The 16,918-nt window shown below is 60.2% G+C and carries 19 protein-coding genes; 9 read left to right on the top strand and 10 right to left on the bottom strand.

Features of this window, described 5'->3' with window-relative positions:
- Nucleotides 1-22: 22 nt before the first annotated feature.
- Both WB650_RS18150 and WB650_RS18155 read left to right on the top strand, forming a co-directional pair.
- Nucleotides 23-799 (top strand): SDR family NAD(P)-dependent oxidoreductase, encoded by a 777-nt coding sequence (locus WB650_RS18150; protein WP_422303071.1) that lies wholly within the window; start codon nt 23-25, stop codon nt 797-799.
- Entirely contained in the window at nt 799-1,131 is a 333-nt protein-coding gene (locus tag WB650_RS18155) for an L-rhamnose mutarotase (protein ID WP_422303070.1), read from the top strand. Before WB650_RS18150 ends, WB650_RS18155 begins: the two co-directional genes overlap by 1 nt.
- A gap of 9 nt (nt 1,132-1,140) precedes the next feature.
- Here WB650_RS18155 and WB650_RS18160 read toward each other — a convergent pair whose 3' ends face one another.
- The 3 genes from WB650_RS18160 to WB650_RS18170 form a co-directional block, all read right to left on the bottom strand.
- A complete protein-coding gene (locus WB650_RS18160; protein ID WP_422303069.1) occupies nt 1,141-1,968 on the bottom strand; it encodes a class I SAM-dependent methyltransferase in 828 nt (275 codons plus the stop codon).
- Between the two features lie 92 nt (nt 1,969-2,060).
- Nucleotides 2,061-3,248: a hypothetical protein gene (locus WB650_RS18165; RefSeq protein ID WP_423961470.1), complete on the bottom strand. Its 1,188-nt coding sequence runs from the start codon at nt 3,246-3,248 to the stop codon at nt 2,061-2,063.
- Nucleotides 3,249-3,330: 82 nt separating this feature from the next.
- On the bottom strand, nt 3,331-4,635 hold the full coding sequence (locus WB650_RS18170; RefSeq protein WP_422303639.1) for an enolase C-terminal domain-like protein: 1,305 nt from the start codon (nt 4,633-4,635) through the stop codon (nt 3,331-3,333).
- Between the two features lie 43 nt (nt 4,636-4,678).
- Here WB650_RS18170 and WB650_RS18175 point away from each other — a divergent pair, with 43 nt between their 5' ends.
- Nucleotides 4,679-5,764 (top strand): Gfo/Idh/MocA family protein, encoded by a 1,086-nt coding sequence (locus tag WB650_RS18175; RefSeq protein WP_422303638.1) that lies wholly within the window; start codon nt 4,679-4,681, stop codon nt 5,762-5,764.
- A 36-nt stretch (nt 5,765-5,800) separates the two neighbouring features.
- The gene (locus tag WB650_RS18180; protein ID WP_423961473.1) at nt 5,801-6,481 is read left to right on the top strand and encodes an HAD family hydrolase; all 681 of its coding nucleotides are present in this window, start codon (nt 5,801-5,803) and stop codon (nt 6,479-6,481) included.
- Nucleotides 6,482-6,489: 8 nt separating this feature from the next.
- On the opposite strand, the gene WB650_RS18185 is transcribed toward WB650_RS18180, so the two are convergent.
- From WB650_RS18185 to WB650_RS18195, 3 genes are all read right to left on the bottom strand, one after another.
- Nucleotides 6,490-7,188 (bottom strand): pirin family protein, encoded by a 699-nt coding sequence (locus WB650_RS18185; RefSeq protein WP_422305348.1) that lies wholly within the window; start codon nt 7,186-7,188, stop codon nt 6,490-6,492.
- 13 nt (nt 7,189-7,201) lie between these two features.
- The gene (locus tag WB650_RS18190; protein ID WP_422305350.1) at nt 7,202-8,461 is read right to left on the bottom strand and encodes a cytochrome P450; all 1,260 of its coding nucleotides are present in this window, start codon (nt 8,459-8,461) and stop codon (nt 7,202-7,204) included.
- A gap of 68 nt (nt 8,462-8,529) precedes the next feature.
- Nucleotides 8,530-8,724 (bottom strand): ferredoxin, encoded by a 195-nt coding sequence (locus WB650_RS18195; RefSeq protein WP_422298891.1) that lies wholly within the window; start codon nt 8,722-8,724, stop codon nt 8,530-8,532.
- A gap of 292 nt (nt 8,725-9,016) precedes the next feature.
- Here WB650_RS18195 and WB650_RS18200 point away from each other — a divergent pair, with 292 nt between their 5' ends.
- Together WB650_RS18200 and WB650_RS18205 are read left to right on the top strand one after the other, a co-directional pair.
- A complete protein-coding gene (locus WB650_RS18200) occupies nt 9,017-10,690 on the top strand; it encodes an N-acyl-D-amino-acid deacylase family protein (protein ID WP_423961475.1) in 1,674 nt (557 codons plus the stop codon).
- 210 nt (nt 10,691-10,900) lie between these two features.
- Complete coding sequence (locus WB650_RS18205; RefSeq protein ID WP_423961477.1) at nt 10,901-11,743, top strand: LLM class F420-dependent oxidoreductase; 843 nt, start codon at nt 10,901-10,903, stop codon at nt 11,741-11,743.
- A 13-nt stretch (nt 11,744-11,756) separates the two neighbouring features.
- Here WB650_RS18205 and WB650_RS18210 read toward each other — a convergent pair whose 3' ends face one another.
- Nucleotides 11,757-12,050, bottom strand: coding sequence for a 4a-hydroxytetrahydrobiopterin dehydratase (locus WB650_RS18210; RefSeq protein WP_422305039.1), 294 nt, complete (start codon nt 12,048-12,050; stop codon nt 11,757-11,759).
- Nucleotides 12,051-12,210: 160 nt separating this feature from the next.
- Between WB650_RS18210 and WB650_RS18215 the strand changes: the two genes are divergently transcribed.
- Genes WB650_RS18215 through WB650_RS18225 form a run of 3 tightly spaced genes read left to right on the top strand, consistent with a single transcriptional unit; the run spans nt 12,211 to nt 13,896 of the window.
- Nucleotides 12,211-12,660 carry a MaoC family dehydratase N-terminal domain-containing protein gene (locus tag WB650_RS18215; protein WP_422298883.1) on the top strand — a complete coding sequence of 150 codons (450 nt, stop codon included), beginning with the start codon at nt 12,211-12,213 and terminating at the stop codon, nt 12,658-12,660.
- A gap of 22 nt (nt 12,661-12,682) precedes the next feature.
- Nucleotides 12,683-13,123 (top strand): MaoC/PaaZ C-terminal domain-containing protein, encoded by a 441-nt coding sequence (locus WB650_RS18220; RefSeq protein ID WP_422305041.1) that lies wholly within the window; start codon nt 12,683-12,685, stop codon nt 13,121-13,123.
- 11 nt (nt 13,124-13,134) lie between these two features.
- Entirely contained in the window at nt 13,135-13,896 is a 762-nt protein-coding gene (locus tag WB650_RS18225) for a Phenylacetic acid catabolic protein (RefSeq protein ID WP_422305043.1), read from the top strand.
- A gap of 207 nt (nt 13,897-14,103) precedes the next feature.
- On the opposite strand, the gene WB650_RS18230 is transcribed toward WB650_RS18225, so the two are convergent.
- The 3 genes from WB650_RS18230 to WB650_RS18240 all read right to left on the bottom strand — a co-directional run bounded on the left by WB650_RS18230 (nt 14,104) and on the right by WB650_RS18240 (nt 16,909).
- Nucleotides 14,104-14,922 carry a DUF4410 domain-containing protein gene (locus tag WB650_RS18230; protein WP_422305045.1) on the bottom strand — a complete coding sequence of 273 codons (819 nt, stop codon included), beginning with the start codon at nt 14,920-14,922 and terminating at the stop codon, nt 14,104-14,106.
- Between the two features lie 110 nt (nt 14,923-15,032).
- Complete coding sequence (locus WB650_RS18235) at nt 15,033-15,344, bottom strand: hypothetical protein (RefSeq protein ID WP_422305047.1); 312 nt, start codon at nt 15,342-15,344, stop codon at nt 15,033-15,035.
- A 191-nt stretch (nt 15,345-15,535) separates the two neighbouring features.
- Nucleotides 15,536-16,909, bottom strand: a complete 1,374-nt coding sequence (locus tag WB650_RS18240) for an Hsp70 family protein (protein ID WP_423961479.1) — start codon at nt 16,907-16,909, stop codon at nt 15,536-15,538.
- Nucleotides 16,910-16,918: the final 9 nt, after the last annotated feature.

The following is a 16,918-nucleotide window of genomic DNA, read 5'->3' on the forward strand; positions in this document are numbered from 1 at the left end:
TGCCTGTTTTACTGTTCGAGTCGTGTTTCGGCTCGACGGAAAGAGTGCGGTTGTCACCGGCGCCGGCTCGGGGATTGGGCTGGCGATTTCATCGACGTTCGGCAGCAACGGCGCGCATGTCTTCGCGCTCGATCGCGATCTCAAGGCGGCTGGCAACGCGGTCGAGAGCATTTGCGCCGCTGGCGGCACGGCGACGGCGCTGGAATGTGACGTCGCATTCGCCGACTCGGTGGAAGCCGCCTTCGCGCGCATCGATTCCGACCGCAATGCGTCCCGCGTCGACATACTAGTGAACAACGCCGGCATCGCGCACATCGGCACAGTCGAGAACACTCCTGAAGAAGACTTCGACCGCATCTATTCTGTCAACGTAAAAGGAATCTTTCTCTGTTCGCGCGCGGCTGTCCGACGGATGCTTGCGAGCGGCGGCGGCGTGATCCTCAACCTAGGTTCGATCGCATCATTGATAGGACTCACCGATCGCTTCGCCTACTCGATGAGCAAGGGCGCGGTGCTGACGATGACTCGCTCGATCGCGGTCGATTACGTGAAGCGCGGCATCCGATGCAACTGCATCTGCCCCGCACGCGTTCACACGCCGTTCGTCGACGGATACCTGCGCACCACTTATCCCGGACGCGAGGCCGAGATGTTCAAGCAGCTCTCGGAGTATCAACCGCTCGGCAGGATGGGCACGCCCGAAGAAGTCGCCGCGCTCGCGCTTTATCTGTGCTCGGACGAAGCCTCGTTCATCACCGGACAGGCGTATCCGATCGACGGCGGCGTGCTCGCATTCTGATGAAACAGTACGGCCGCACGATCAATCTGAAAGACGATCCGCAAATCATCGAGCGCTACCTCGAGCACCATCGCGCAATCTGGCCGGAGGTCGAGCGCGGCCTCAAGTCCATCGGCATCGAGCGGATGCTCATCTTCAAGCTGGGCCGCCAGCTCTTCATGTTTATGGAGACGACCGACGCATTCGACCCCGACCGCGATTTCCCGCGCTACGAAGCGATGAATCCGCGCAACCGCGAATGGCAGGACCTGATGGCCTCGATGCAGGAGCCGGTCCCCGGCGCGCGGCCCGGCGAATGGTGGGCCGAAATGAAACTGGTCTTCACGCTCTAGCGCGTCGATCTAGTTTTTCGATTCCGAAGTCGCCGGCTTGATGAACTTGAGCGTCATCCGATCGCTCTCGCCGATCGCCAGGTACTTATCGCGATCCTTATCTCCCTGCCGCAACGTCGGCGGCAGATTCCACACTGGTTGATTGCGCGGGTCCTGGGGATTCGCATTAATCTCCGAGGCGCCATCCAGTTTGAATCCGGCATGCTCCGCAAGTTGGATCATATAGTCCTGACGCACGTATCCGTTCTTAGCTTTTGGATCTTGCGGTTGCGACGGATCGGCGCGATGGTCGGTAATTCCCAGGACTCCGCCCGGTTTCAGCGCGCGGTAAAAAGCCTTGAAGTAGTCGTCCGTGGTGCCTCGCGGAAGCCAGTCGTGCACGTTGCGAAACGTTAGAACCATGTCAGCGCTGCCCGCGGGCGCAATCTCGGTTTCAGCTGGAGGCTGTAGCGTCGTGACGATGACCTGACTATAGACTGCGGGATCGGCCTTGAGCTTTTCCTCGAAGGTCTTGGCCCCCGCTCCTCCTCCGACCGCTTCGTAAAGCTTGCCGTGGTCCTTGAGAAACGGCGCAAGGATCTCTGTGTACCAGCCGGTCCCCGGCGAGACCTCGACCACGGTCATGTCGGGCTTAATCCCGAAGAAGGTGAGCGTCTCCAGCGGATGGCGATATTTGTCGCGAGCCTTGTTTGCGTCGGAACGCTGCGGCCCCGCGATCGCCGCTTTGAGTGCATCAGTAGTGCTGGCGTCATCCTGTGCAGCCCACAGCGCCGGTGAGATCGCGGCGATCGCCAGAGCAAGCACAACGAACAACGATGATTTGATTCGCTGATTCATTTCTTTTTCTATTCCGCGCCTCGGGAAATTCAAAAGCCGCGAGCGACGGAGAAAGAGCATCTCGATGCTGAAGCCGCTCGCAAAGACTTGGTCTATGCAATCTTGAATGCGAGTGTTTCGTCTATGAGCCGTTTCAGCCACTCCATGTAGGGAGTGCCTCCGGTTCCGCGGGGATCGTCGGTCCGTCGGTTGATGTATTCCTGGGCCCATCCGTAGTGCACTGATCGGAACTCCGCCATCGCATCGAGCACCGCGTTGTAGTTCTGTTTGCTCGCCATCGAGCGGATGCTTGGCATCGCCTCCACCGCCGCGATCAGGGCGCGATGCTCCGCCGGCATATAGTTGCGCATGTCAATCAGGTGACTGGTGAGCATCGATCGGCGATGCGGAATTTTCATGAATGCCACCATCAGCGGCATGATGCTGCTTTGGGCCCCAGTCTCGCCGCGAAAGTTTATGCGCAGTCGCGCGGCCGAGCCGGCTGCAACGTGCCCTCCGGGCACCTCGGCTTCATACTCAACGTCTTCAAAAAAACGGATGTATGGCCGGAAGGTCTTGTAATAGAGTGCCGGGTCCATCTTTTCCGGAATTCGCCGCAGCACCCTAACCTGTTCGTTGACCGCACCGGCTATGTCGCGAACTGCATCATCGATGGGGCCGGGCTCGTTCGCATCGAGCGCTGCCTGAACTGTGGCAATCGCGTCCAGGATGCGCGCGGCTATTGCCTCGATCTCGACATGCACCAGGATGAACCAGTGCTCGTCGTAGAGGTGCACGAAATTCTGAACGGTGTCGATGTTTCCCAGCGCGATCGGCCCGTGCTTGTTAAATCGTTTCCAGTTGTACAGCGCGTAACCGTCGTAGCTCAGAATCGGCGGACGGTTCATCAGCTTGCAGGCGCGGCATAGCGGCAGCGCGAGATTAGCCGGCAACACTCTGCTCGGTTCCTGGCCCACCTGGTTGATGTAGGCGGAGGCGAGAAAACCCACGCGCACGTAATACAATCTGAGTTGTGGAACGTCGTCTGCCGCCACCCGATCTTCGGGCCAAAGCGGAATATCCAACGAGCGCGCGTAAGTGCGAAAGCCCGGGTCTTGCAGCAGGCTTGGGAGATTGCGCCCAATTTCGTCCAACCCGGCAAATTCGGAGTTGGAGGGGAAGCCGATTAACGGATCATGCGCGGGGAGAAATCCACGCGAGCGGAGCGCGGTGCTAATGAATTGTCCGCGAGCAGGATTTGCATCTTCCGCCGCTTCTGGATCGCTTCCGACGTGGGGCATGCCAGTCAAACTCCGAAACCGCGCAGCTCAGATCCAATCATACGCGCCTTAATCGGATCGCTACTAACTCCCTTTTAGCGGTTCATTTGTGCGTCCATTCTGAACCGCCGGGGAATTCGAACGCATCGAGTGAAGCGGGGAGCATCTCGATACTGAAGCCCGGCGCGGTCGGCGGCATGTAGCGGTCGCGGCGCATGACGACTGGATCCTTGAAATGCTCGTGCAGATGATCGGCGAATTCGATCATCCGATTGTCGAGAGAGCCACTGACGCAGATGTAATCGATCAGCGAAACGTGCTGGCCGTATTCGCAAAGCCCGATTCCGCCCGCGTGCGGGCATACCGGCACCCCGAATTTCGCCGCGAGCAGCAGGACGGCGAGCGCCTCGCTGAGTCCGCCAAGACGGCAATTGTCGAACTGGCAGAAGTCGATCGCGCCCGCCTGCATGAGTTGCTTGAACATCACACGATTCGCCGCATGCTCTCCGGTCGCAACTCCTATCGGCTTGATCGCGCGACGAATCGCGGCGTGGCCGAGCACGTCGTCGGGGCTGGTGGGCTCTTCGATCCACAATGGATTGAAGCGCGCGAGTGGGCGCATCAACTCAACCGCCTCGCCGACGTCCCACGCCTGGTTCGCGTCCATCATCATAGTGGCGCGCGGTCCGATTTCTTCGCGCACGATCGCGGCACGATGGATGTTGGCGTCCGAGTCGCGCCCGACTTTTATTTTGAACCGGGTCCATCCCGCGGCAAGCGCCTCGCGGCACAGGCGGCGAACTTTGTCGTCGGAATAGCCCATCCATCCGGCGGACGTGATGTAGGCCGGGTAGCCCTCTTTGCGCATCTGCGCTTCGCGCTCGCCGCGTGTCGCGAATTTCGCGTGCAGTATTGCGATCGCGTCGTCGCGAGTAAGTGCGTCGGTGAGGTAGCGGAAGTCGATGCACGAGACGAACTGCTCGGGAGTCATATCCACGACCAGCTTCCACACCGGCTTGCGCTCGACCTTGGCGTAAAGATCCCAGACCGCGTTTACGATAGCGGCAGTCGCGAGATGGATTGCGCCCTTCTCCGGACCGATCCACCTGATCTGGCTCTCGAACGTCAGCCGCTCCCAGAAGCCGCCGAGGTTCGCGACGATGTCGTCGTATTTCGAGCCTACTATCAGATGTTGCAAGGCGCGCACGGCCGCTACCACAATTTCGTTGCCGCGACCGAGCGTGAAGGTCATGCCGTGACCTTCGAGGCCATCACGCGCGTCGGTCGTGAGAACTACATACGTTGCGGAATAGTCGGGGTCGGTATGCACGGCGTCGGAGCCGTCGAGCGTTCTGGAAGTTGGAGTTCGGATATCGCGGACAGTGAGCCCGGTGATGGTGCGCGCCATGATCGCTTCCTCTGCGCGGCATGGTAGCATCGCGCGACCGGCGATGACGACTCAATTGCCAGCCTCGATTCGCGACCTGCGCCAGTCCTGGCCGCGTCCATCGGCGCCGAAGCCGATCGTCGTGATGGGCGCAGGCAGTATCGTTCGCGACGCGCATCTTCCCGTGTACCAACGGCTCGGCTTTCCGGTCGCCGGGATTTTCGACGTGAACCCGAAGGCAAGTGCGGAGCGCGCGGCGGCATTTGCGATTCCGCGCGTATTCGAGTCGCTCGAAGAAGCCGCGTCGATGCGCGACGTGATCTTCGACGTCGCGATCCCACCAGAAAATATCGCCGATGTGCTGCAACGGCTGCCGTCCGGCGCCGCCGTGTTGATCCAGAAGCCGCTCGGCCGCGACCTGGCCGATGCACGCCGGATCGTCGCGATTTGTCGCGAGCGAAAGCTGCGTGCCGCGGTAAATTTTCAACTCCGCTTCGCGCCCAACATGCTGGCGGTGAAGGACGCGCTCGAGCGCGGCGTTTTTGGCGACCTGCTCGACGTCGAGGTGCGCATCAATCTTCACACGCCGTGGAACTACTGGGCGTTTCTCAAGGGCGTGCCGCGCCTCGAAGTGCTGATGCATTCGATTCACTACCTCGATCTGATTCGATCGCTGATCGGCGAGCCGCGCGGCGTCTATTGCAAAGGCGTTCGGCATCCCGGCATGCCCGACTATTCCGACACGCGCACCAGTATTGTCATCGACTACGGCGACACGATTCGATGCAGCCTGACGATGAATCACGCGCATACGTTTGGCGAACGCTACGGTATGTCGCAACTGAAAATCGAGGGCGCGCGCGGCGCCGCGATCGCAAAGATGGGCGTGAATCTCAACTATCCAGCTGGCGAGCCCGACACCCTTGAGCTTGCGACGGAAGATTCAAACGGCTGGAGCCCGATTGCTCTGCGCGGTTCGTGGTTCCTCGAGGCGTTCGAGGGTCCGATGTCGAACCTGCAGCGCTTCGTCACCGGCGAAGACTCAACACTGGTTTCAAGCGTCGAGGACGCGCTTCGCACGATGGCCGTGGTCGAGGCCTGCTACCAATCAAGCGCGCACGGCGCCACCCCGATTCCCTCAGTGCGTTAGAATCGCAATCATTGTCGTCGGAGGTCCTTCACAGCGATGGCCAAAGAACACGTTGTTTTTTTGTTTGACGTCGACAACACGCTGATCGACAACGACCACATCGTTGCCGACATGAAGAGCAATCTCGAGCGCGACATCGGCAACGATCAGCAGCAGCGCTACTGGGATTATTTCGAGGAGCTGCGCACCGAACTCGGCTATGCGGACTACCTCGGCGCGCTGCAACGGTATCGCGTCAATCATCCGCGCGATTTCGGAATCATCGCGGTGTCGTATTTCCTGATGAACTACCATTTCGCCAACCGGCTGTTCCCCTGCGCGCTCGACGTGCTCGAGCAGTACCAGCAATACGGCGAGACCGCGATCCTGTCCGACGGCGACATGATTTTTCAGCCGCTCAAGGTCGAGCGCTCAGGACTGCGCGAAGCGGTCGACGGCAAAGTTATGATTTACATCCACAAGGAACAGGAACTCGACGACGTGAAGGCGCGCTATCCCGCGGACCATTACGTGCTGATCGACGACAAGGTGCGGATTTTGGACGCGGTGAAAAAAACGTGGGGCGCGAAGGTGACGACAGTGTTCCCGCGCCAGGGTCATTATGCCGCCGACGCGAAGGAGGTCGCCAAATATATGACACCCGACGTCACGGTGGACCGGATCGATCAGCTACGCGATTACGATCTGGCGCGGTTGCGCGCGGCGACGAAGGGGTAACAACGCCTTCAAGCGAGATCGAAGAACAGGACTTCGGCAGGTGCGCTCGCGGCAATCGTCACTTTTTCTTCGTTGCTGATTGCGGCTCCGTCGCCTTCCGCGAGCGCGGTGCCATTCACGGTCACCGCGCCTCGTGCGACCTGCACCCATCCGTGGCGGCCCGGCTTGAGATTGGTCGCGACGGTCTGTCCGCGCTCGAGCTTTGCGACTGACAGCGCGGCGTCCTGATGAATCTTCACTGACTGGCCGCCGCCTTCCGGCATACCGACCGGCGCGAAGCCGCCGTGCGCCTTGGCGTCATCGATTGTCTTCTGCTCGTAGCCTGGAGCAATTCCGGCTGAGGCAGGCATGATCCAAATTTGCAGAAAGTGGACCGGCTCGGTCTTCGAATGATTGAATTCGCTATGCGTGATTCCGCTGCCCGCGCTCATCCGCTGCGCTTCGCCGGGTCGAATGATCGATCCGGTGCCGAGGCTGTCCTTGTGCTCGAGCGCGCCCTCGAGAATGTAGGTGATGATCTCCATGTCGCGATGCCCATGCGTCGGAAACCCGGCACCAGGGCGAACGCGGTCCTCGTTGATGACGCGCAACGTGCGAAATCCCATCTGCCGGGGATCGTGGTAGTCGCCGAACGAGAACGTGTGGCGGCTGTCGAGCCAATCGATCTTCGTGCGTCCGCGGTCAGCCGACTTGCGCGGAATAATCATTGTAGCTACCTCGTCAGGCCGCTTTGGCGGCGGGCTTCATCTTGAGGCGAATCGGCATGTGCTTGATGCCGCCGACGAAGCTCGAACGCAGCCGCTCGACCGTACCTGCGGGTTCGACGTAATCAAGTCGCTTCGCCAGTTCTCTGAAAATAATTTTCAGCTCGAGCCGCGCCAGGTTCGCGCCGAGACAGAAATGCTCGCCGATACCGAAAGCGATGTGCGGATTCGGATTGCGGCTGATGTCGAACTTGAAAGGATCGTTGAAAACTTCTTCGTCGCGATTCGCCGACGGATAGAACAGGCACACCGATTCGCCGGCTTTGATCTTCTGGCCGCGAATCACCGTATCTTCTGTCGCGGTGCGCGCGAACTGGATGACCGGCGTCGTCCATCGCACGATCTCCTCGACCGCCGAATCGATCAGCTCGGGATTGCGCTTGAGCTTTTGCCATTCCCCGGGATTATCGATGAAGGCTTGCAGTCCGCCGGTCGTCGCGTTGCGCGTGGTCTCGTTGCCCGCAACCACCAGCAAAAAGTAGTACGACAGCATCTCGAACTGCGGGATCGGCTCGCCGTTCACCTTGCCATTGGCAACGATGCTGGTGATGTCGTTGGTCGGATGCTTCATCCGCTCGGCGACCATCTCGCTGAAATACTGGAACAGGCCGAGCCGCGATCGATCCATCGTCTCCTGCGCGGTGGTGCCCGCCTGGAACTCAGGGTCGCCGCCGCCAATCGTTTCATTGGTCCATCGGAACAGCTGTTCCCAGTCCTTGTGCGGGACGCCGAGCAGTTCCGCGATGACAGCGAGCGGAATTTTCGACGACACGTCCGTCACGAAATCGCACACGTCGCGCCCGGTCACGTCGTCGAGCACCTCGCGCGTGATGTTCTCGATCTCCGGCCCCAGCGGACTCACCCCGCGCGGCGTGAAGTGCCGGCTGACGACGGCGCGATACTCGCCGTGATCGGGAGGGTCCATATCGAGCAGATGACGGAAGGGCGGCGTCGGACTCTCCTCGAAGCCTTCCTCCTGGACGAATATCAGCAGGCGCGGGCCGTTGAGGAACAGGCGCGGCTGTTTGGAAATCTGGATGATATCGGCGTGCTTGGTGATCGCCCAAAACGGGTCGGTCTTCGGATGCTCGCACCAGAAAACCGGCTTGTGCTTGCGCAGGTAGGTCCACTCGCGATGCGGGTAGCCATTTCTCATGTAATGGTCGGGGCCGATGATGTTCAACGAGTCGAGTGAGAGTGCCTGTTCAGTTTCCATTAAAAGGGTCTCCGCGATTCCGCGAGTTCTGTCTCTGCATTCTGACCTGTCGCGAGGATTGAGTCATCTTAGTCGTCGCCGACCGTAATGGCCTGCCGGGGGCACAACCGCGCCGCAAGCTTGAGCTTATCGCGCATGCGCTCCGGCGGATTCTCGATCAACAGATGGCTCTTGTCGTCGTCGCGCACCTCGAACACTTCCGGCGCCGCCTCCTGGCATTTCATATTTCCCTCGCACAGTTTCAGATCGACAACCACCTTCATCTGACTAATCTCCTTCGCGAACAATTCGCCGGCGCCCCGATCATATAAGAGGATCGTTATTGCGACTAGGTTCGAGGATCGACTGTGGAGGACAATCGGCAAAGGCGTTCCATCCAGCCCCGACTATTTGTTTGCTCGATATGACTATTAGATAGCAGAACTCCAGATTACTGCCCTCATTGTGCTTCAGAGAACGCACGCCTTGATCGCAATCCTTGCGCCCCGACAGTCTTTCCTGCGATACCGAAAGCTAAGGCGTTTTGTCTCGAATCGCATCCCGGAGGATGTGGAAATGGCTTACGATCTCGTCATCAAAAACGGAACGGTTATCGACGGCACCGGCGCCTTTCGCCGGCGCTCCGACATCGCAGTCAAGGACGGCAAGGTCGCGGAGATAGGCAAGGTCACCGACGGCGCCACCGAAACAATCGATGCGTCCGACCTTATCGTGTCGCCCGGCTTCGTCGATCCGCATACTCACTACGATGCGCAGATCTGCTGGGATCCACTAGTCAGTTGCACTTCATGGCACGGCGTCACCACCGTCGTGATGGGAAATTGCGGAGTAGGTATTGCGCCCTGCAAGCCCGCGGCGCGCGAAGTGGCGGCGTGGGACCTGGTCAACGTCGAGGCGATTCCGTTCGAGGCGCTGTCGAAGGGGATCACGTGGGAATGGGAAACCTTCCCGGAGTTCATCGCGGCGGCCGAGCGCCGCGGCGCGGGAATCAATCTCGCGTTCCTGGCGCCTCTGACCCCATTTCGGCACTACGTGATGGGCGAAGAATCGATGGAGCGCGAGGCCACCATCGACGAGACGGCGCGCATCGCAGAGTTGCTGCGCGAGGCCGTCGAGGCCGGTGCGTTCGGATTTTCCACGACGACTCTGCCGCAGCATATCGGCTACCAGGGGCGTCCGCTCGCATGCCGGCTGGCGTCGACCGATGAGCTCAAGGCCTACGCCAACGTGCTGCGCGATGCGGGTCGCGGCGCAATCGAAATAGCGCTCACCCGCCGCTCGGGACGCATGTCGGAGGACGAAGAGGGTCTGCTGGAATTTCTGCTCGACGAGAGCGCGCGGCCCGTCACGTGGCTCGCGATGGCGAGTCGTCCCGACAAGCCCGAGGCCAGCGCCGACACGCTCCGACGCCTCGAGCCGTTGATCAAGCGCGGCGGTGTGCCGCAGGTGCTGTGCAAGCCGTTCGTCGTGCAGATGGACTTGCGCAATCCGTTCTCGTTCGCCGACATGGAGTTGTGGGGGCCGGTGTTCAATCAGCCGCTCGAGAAGCAGAAGGCTTTCTACAGTGACCCGGCTTTTCGCGGCGCCTTTCGCGAGGAGCTCAAACGGCCGCATCTGTTCCAGGGCAAATGGAATCGGGTCGAGGTGCTGGAGGTCGCAAATCCCGCGCTGAAACAATATGAGCGCAAGTCCGTCGGCGAGATCGCCGATCAGCGGCACGAGGATCCGCTCGATACTTTCTTTAACCTCGCGCTCCAGGACGATCTGAATATCCAGTACACGATGCAGCAGTATCACGAGGAAGGAATTCAACGGCTGATCGCGGACCCGCGCACGATGATCGGGCTGTCGGACGGCGGCGCGCACGTGAACATGCTGTGCGACGCCGGCTATTGCACCTACCTGCTCGGCACCTGGGTGCGCGAGCGGCAGGCGTTGACGCTGGAAAATGCAATCAAGCGAATCACGTCAGAGCCGGCGGACTTTTTCGGAATCAAGGACCGCGGCCGTCTCAAAGTCGGCCTCCCCGCCGACGTCGCAATCTTCGACGAGCGCAAAGTCGGCTCCGCCAAGCGCGCCCGCATGCAAAACGATCTTCCGGGCGGCGGCCGCAGACTAGTGATGCCTGCGGAAGGCGTCGAATACACAATCGTAAACGGCGACATCCTCTACGACCACGGCCACCATTCAGGCTACCTCCCTGGCCAAGTCCTAAAGTCCGGCGCGTAGTAGACCGTCTGCGAGAGGGTCCGTTCTGATTCCCTCGCCCTACAAGGGGCGAGGGAATCAAACGCGAAGCTCCGCGTCGTAGGCGCATCGCCGACGAACTAGCATCGCCGCAACCGGCGCAGACACTTCGCCTATCGATTGTGCTATGAAAAAATCTACGGTGCGCTGACAAATTGCTGTTGGCGCCCACTTAAACCCGGAGGAATCGCCATGGCCGAATTCGGAATCTCGATGTTCCCGACGGACTACGCAATCCAGCCGATCGAACTTGCGCTCGCCGCCGAGCAGCGCGGCTTCGAATCGATGTTCTTCCCCGAGCACACGCACATCCCCGCATCGCGCAAAACTCCGTGGCCCGGCGGCGCCGAACTGCCCAAAGAGTACTGGCACACGCACGATCCTTTCGTCGCGCTCGGCGCAGCCGCTGCGGTAACAAAAAAACTCAAACTCGGTACGGGCGTATGCCTGGTGATCGAGCGCGATCCGATCGTGCTCGCCAAGGAAGTCGCGTCGCTCGACATGATTTCCGGCGGCCGCGTGATTTTCGGCATCGGCGCGGGATGGAACGTCGAGGAGATGGCGAATCACGGCGTCGATTTCAAGCGGCGCTGGAAGATCGTCAAGGAAAAAATTCTCGCGATGCGCCAAATCTGGACCAAAGAGGCTGCCGAGTTTCACGGCGAGTTCGTGAACTTCGATCCGATCTGGTCCTTTCCCAAGCCGGTGCAGCCGGGAGGCCCGCCGATTCTGCTCGGCTCGCAATCGCCCAAAACCTTCGATCGCGTCGCCGAGTATTGCGACGGATGGATGCCGATAAATTTTCCGCGCTACGATCTCTCCGCCGGCCTGAAGGCGCTCGCCGAAGCGGGCAGGAAAGCCGGCCGCAGCAAGCTTCCGGTCTCGATGTTCGGCGTCGGTCCGAACGAGGATCAGGTCAAAAAGTTCCTCGACCTCGGCCTCGACCGGTTGATCTTCGCGCTGCCGCCCGCGACGCGCGACACCGTGCTGCCATTGCTCGACAAGTACGCGGAGATAAAAGCCAAGGCGCGCTGAATCGAGGCTGACCCTACTCGCCGCGATCCTTGAACGCGATCTCGATATTCTCCGCCAGCTTGAAATCCTTGTCGGTCACCCCGCCGGCATCGTGCGTCGAGCACGAGAACGTCACGCGCGTGTAGTTGATCGTAATGTCGGGATGATGGTCGGCGCCCTCGGCGATTTCGGCGACCTTCTGTACGAACTCGATCCCGTGCAGGAATTCCTTGAACTTGAACGTCTTGCTGATGGCGTTGTTCTTGTACTCCCATCCGGGCAGCGCCTTCAGCTTCTCTCTGATCTGATTCTCGCTGAGTTTCGCCATATCGAGATCCTCCTCATGCCGACCGTTGTGCGTGTCGCTACTTCTGATCTTAGTCCCGCGCATCTCGATCGCAAAATGACGCGGCGTTATACCCATCGCGAGCGCCTGTGGTAAAAAAGTCTCAAGCGGACCGAAACGTAAACAGGGGACACTGAAAAAGATGGCGAACAAATACGTTACCGACGAAGCTCGCAAGCAAATCGGCAAAACCTCCGAACCGCGCACCTACGAAGTCGAGCGTGGCGCGATCCGCCGCTTCGCAGAGGCAATCGAGGATCGCAATCCGCTCTTCAACAGCGAGCGTGACGCGCGCCAGACCCGCTTCGGCAGCATGATCGCGCCGCCCACCTTCTGCCGCTCGATGGGCTCGCCGATTCCCGACATCAAGCTCGACATGACTACCTTCCGCGGCCTCGACGGCGGCTCGGAATGGGAGTACTTCGCGCCGATTCGCCCCGGTGACCACATCACCGTGCAGTCCAAGCTCGTCGACTTGCGCGAGTCCGAGGGCCGACTCGGACCGATGGTCTTTACGACCGTCGAAACCACTTACACCAACCAGTTCGGCGAAGTCTGCGTCGTACAACGCTCGACTGGAATCCGCTACTAGCGTTTCGCGAGAGGAAGCTAAGATGGCGAAGCAAATTTATTTCGAAGATGTCGAAGTCGGCACCGAGATCGGGCCGCTCGAAAAAAATCCAACCACGCAGCAGCTCGTCCGCTATGCCGGCGCATCGGGCGACTTCTATCAGATCCACTACGACAAGGATTTCGCGATGGGCAACAATCTACCCGGCGTAATCCTGCACGGCGCGTTGAAGAACGCGTTCCTCGGCCATCTGATGACCGACTTCGCCGGCGAGCTCGGATGGCTGCGCAAACTCGGCGTCCAGTACCGCGGGATGGATCAGCCTGGGACCAAGGTCGTCGCGCGCGGCAAGGTCTCCAAAAAATGCACCGACGGCGGCTACAACCTGGTCGATTGCGAAATCTGGCTCGAGAACGCAAAAGGCGAGAAGACTACGCCCGGTTCCGCCACCGTCATCCTGCCCTCGCGCGCCGCGAGTAAGTGAGGTAGCCCGCGATGCCGATCCGGCGCGAGTTCCCGCCGCGATCGCTGAACGCCGAGGCGCTCAACGAGGGCCGCGTCGATCCGCAATACACCAGGGTGCTGATCCGTCTGCTCGCCGCGCATGCGATGGCGGAGAAGCTGACTGCGCTCGGCTATCAGCGCGCGCTCGGGACGCTGGACAATCCCGACCTGCGTCCAATCGTCGAGAAAAATTTCGCCGAAGAAAAAAAACACGCACGACTCATCTATCACGCGCTCGAGGAACTCGGCGTCAGCCAGCAGGCGGCCGATCGCTCGATGATCATCGTGCTCAAAGCGCCCTCCTTCGACGCGCCCAGTTACTTCGCCTCGAAAGCTGAAGGCGAGCTCGACCTCCTGATGGCGTCGCTCAGCCTCGACACCACCGGCCTCATCATGATCGGCGAAAACTACAAGGATTCCAGCTACGCACCGCACGCGCGCGCCGCCGAAATAATTCTCGACGAGGAAGCCGACCACGAAATTTTTGCGTCGCGCCAACTCGGCGACGCCGTCGACCGTTTCGGCGCCAAGTCGGTCAACACCGCGCTCCGCCGATGGCTTCCGCGCGCGGTAAATTTCTTCGGCCCGCCCGGCACCGGCTTCACCTACGATTGCATCCGCTTCGGGCTGAAAACCCGCGACAACCAGGAACTAGCCGATCTCTACCTCACGATGCTCTCCCGCCGCTGTGACCAACTAGGCCTCGAAATGCCACCGCTGACTGCAACCTACCCCCACTCCCTCGCGGTCTGACTTTTCTCCAACGCGATTATTCCCCTTCCCTCGAGGGAAGGGGTTAGGTGTTAGGTTCCTCGCCCAGATCACCGCACGCCTCTGCCCTCGCCCCACTCGATTCGCGTCTGCACCTCAAACGGCGATGACGGGAATTTTGAATCCCGATGCGCGCGATGGGATGCATTCATTGGCCGATCATTCTCGTGAGGCGAGTGCAATCTCAGCTTAACTCGCCAGATGCACCGACTTCGCCTTGCTCATCGGGATCCATCCCTCGGCCGCGGCGTACTGCGAGAGATACTTCGCGACCTCGTTGCCCGTTTCGCCAGCCAGGTAGTCGATTTGGGAAACGTAGATCTTCTGGCCGCTCGACAGCGCGTCTTCCACGCCCGTAAGCAAAGTGATCGGGCCAACAAACATTTCTCCAACGCCTAGCGACGCTGCGACACCCGGCATCTTTCCGCTGTTGGCGCGGGTCCTAAACTCCAGCACCTCGGCTCTTTCGCCGTTAGTCACGCGATACACGTGAACTTCGGTTGCGAGTCTCGATTCACCAGCGCCGAGACCGACCGCGATCCGCGTGAAACGATTCCCTTCGTCAACCTCGACCAGTCGCCCCGTGACAAGAAGAAAGTTGCCCTGGAAAGAAATATCGCTGTCCCTGGGGACGCGCACAGCATTAAGGCCGGCTCGGTCCAGTTTTTTGACGATCTCTTTCGAAAGCGCCGCACCTACATCGCGCCCGATCGCGTCCTGGCGCTGGTCCTCCGAACTTCGCTTGAACAGATCGATCCCACGATTCAGCGGACTCCTGTTCTCGGTCACATCATTTACCACGAAATCAAAGTCGCGAACTTCGATCCGTGCCGGATAGGTCGGCTCCGCCTCGATAGCGTTCATCGCAGCCGCAGCTTCGGGCGGCCGTATCGGCTGCGGTGTGACAGAAACCGTGGCGCACCCTGAAAGCACCGTCGCCAGCATGACGAGCACCGTGAAACTGGCGCCAGACCTGGTTGAAATTAACCTTGAAGAATAGGAGTTCATCGCTTGCCCTCCTGCTATGACGATTCCGCGCGACGATTATTCGCGGAAAAGTTGCGTACAAAAAAACCGCGCCGCTGATTTCTCAACGGCGCGGCTTCACGCTTCAAACTCTAGTCGTTGTCGTCATCGTGATGATGGCGGGCGTAGTCGTTGCCATTCATATCGTTGTTGAGATCTTCCTTGGTCGCGTTCTCGCGCGCGCGGTCACGCTCGATATCCGCCTGCTCGCCCGCCGCCGCGCCAAGATTCCCATGTTCCAGGTCTTCGCGCTCTTCGCGCTTGTCCTGATGGATGTCGCGCTGGTCATGACGGATCGCGTTCGCGTCCTGGCTCATGTCCTGATAGTCCTGCGCGTGCGCGATCGGGAGCACCAACAGCGATCCGAATGCGCCCGCCACCAATGTGAGTACTAATCGCTTCATTAAATTCACCTCCTGAATTGGCAATTTTTACACGGGCACACTCGCGCTCGCTGATTGCCTTTCGGAAGTAGGATGCAGACCCCATGCCACGAAATATTCGTGCGCCAACGGTGGAAAGTTGTCAGGCGCACTGTGCTTGTTGGGTAAATGTTTCTACAAACGAACTCACTGATTCAGAAAATCAGTGAAATCTAGCCGGTGGTATCTAGCGCGCGCAGCGCGAGGCCGCGCGCAACTGATGTGAACTCGTCGCCCATCCGGATGCGATCGGCGCCGAAGCGGTCCGTGAAAATGCGCCGTACCGCAGGCACGAACGATGACCCCCCGGTCAGAAATACGCTGTCGATCGCGTCCGGCTTAAGCGCGACGGTCTTCATCAGCCGATCGACGCATCCAGCGATCTGTTCGAGATAACGCTCGATCCAATTTTCGAAATCCGGCCGCGCCACTATCTTGTCGATCAACACCGGCGGATCGGAAAACATGAAATCCGCCGCTTCCAGCGCCGACAACTCGAGCTTGGTCTTCTCGACCGCTCGAAACAGGAAATAGCCCAGATCGTTTTCCACGATATGAATCAGTGCTGCGACTTTTTCGGGCTCGAACGATTCACGCATCAGTTCTTCGAATCGCAGCATCGTCGCACGCGCCTTCAGGAACGACAGATGATGCCATCGCTCCAGCTTCGTGTACGGCCAGGTTGGCGCCGGCAGCACCATCCCGTACGGCGATCGGTATTTCGTCCCGCGCCCGAGCGCAGGCGCGACCAGGTGGCGCATCACGCGCCCGTCGAATGCATCCCCCGCGATGCCGACGCCGTCGTTGCCGAGAATCTCGTAGCGCGCCGCGCCATGCTTCGCAGCCGCTCGCGGCTTCAGACGCAGCACCGAGAAATCGCTGGTGCCACCGCCGAAGTCCGCGATCAACACCGTTTCGTCGCGCGTGATTCGAAGCGCATAGTCATACGCCGCCGCAACCGGCTCGTACTCGAACACCACGTCGGTCCATCCCGCGCGCCGGATCGCGATATCCAGCCGGCTGCGCGCAAGCGCTTCGTCTGGATTGCCAGCGGCCGCGAAATGAACCGGGCGGCCGACTACGATTCGCGGCGGCAACTCGCCGAACTGCGCAATCGCGGCATCGCGCAGCGCGGTGATGATCGGCGCAATCAAATCGCCGAGCGTGTACGTCTCACCCATGATGTCGGTCGATTCGAAAGTCTTGTCCGCCAGGAACGACTTGAGCGATTGCACCAGCCGCCCGTTGCCCGCGGCCGCGAGATAGCGCCGAATCGCGTCGTTGCCGACCGAGACCGCCGAATCAGTCCCGCCGGTTTCCTCAGGCGCCTCGAAAAATAAAATCGATCGGAACGTCTCGGTCGGATCTCCACCTTCAGCGGCGGAAAACCGCGCCAGGCGTGGTGCTCCGTCGGCGCCAACGATCGCAATCGCGCTGTTGGTGGTTCCGAAATCGAGACCGACCGCCTCAACTTTGCCCGCGGTGCGAACGCTGGAAGCTTCCTGCATCATGGGTCTCACGATCGGGTCGCGCCGGAGTCTTGTCAACGTTGAGCA

The sequence above is a fragment of the Binatus sp. (SeqCode) genome, from assembly GCF_049584895.1.
Taxonomy (GTDB): Bacteria; Desulfobacterota; Binatia; order Binatales; family Binataceae; genus Binatus.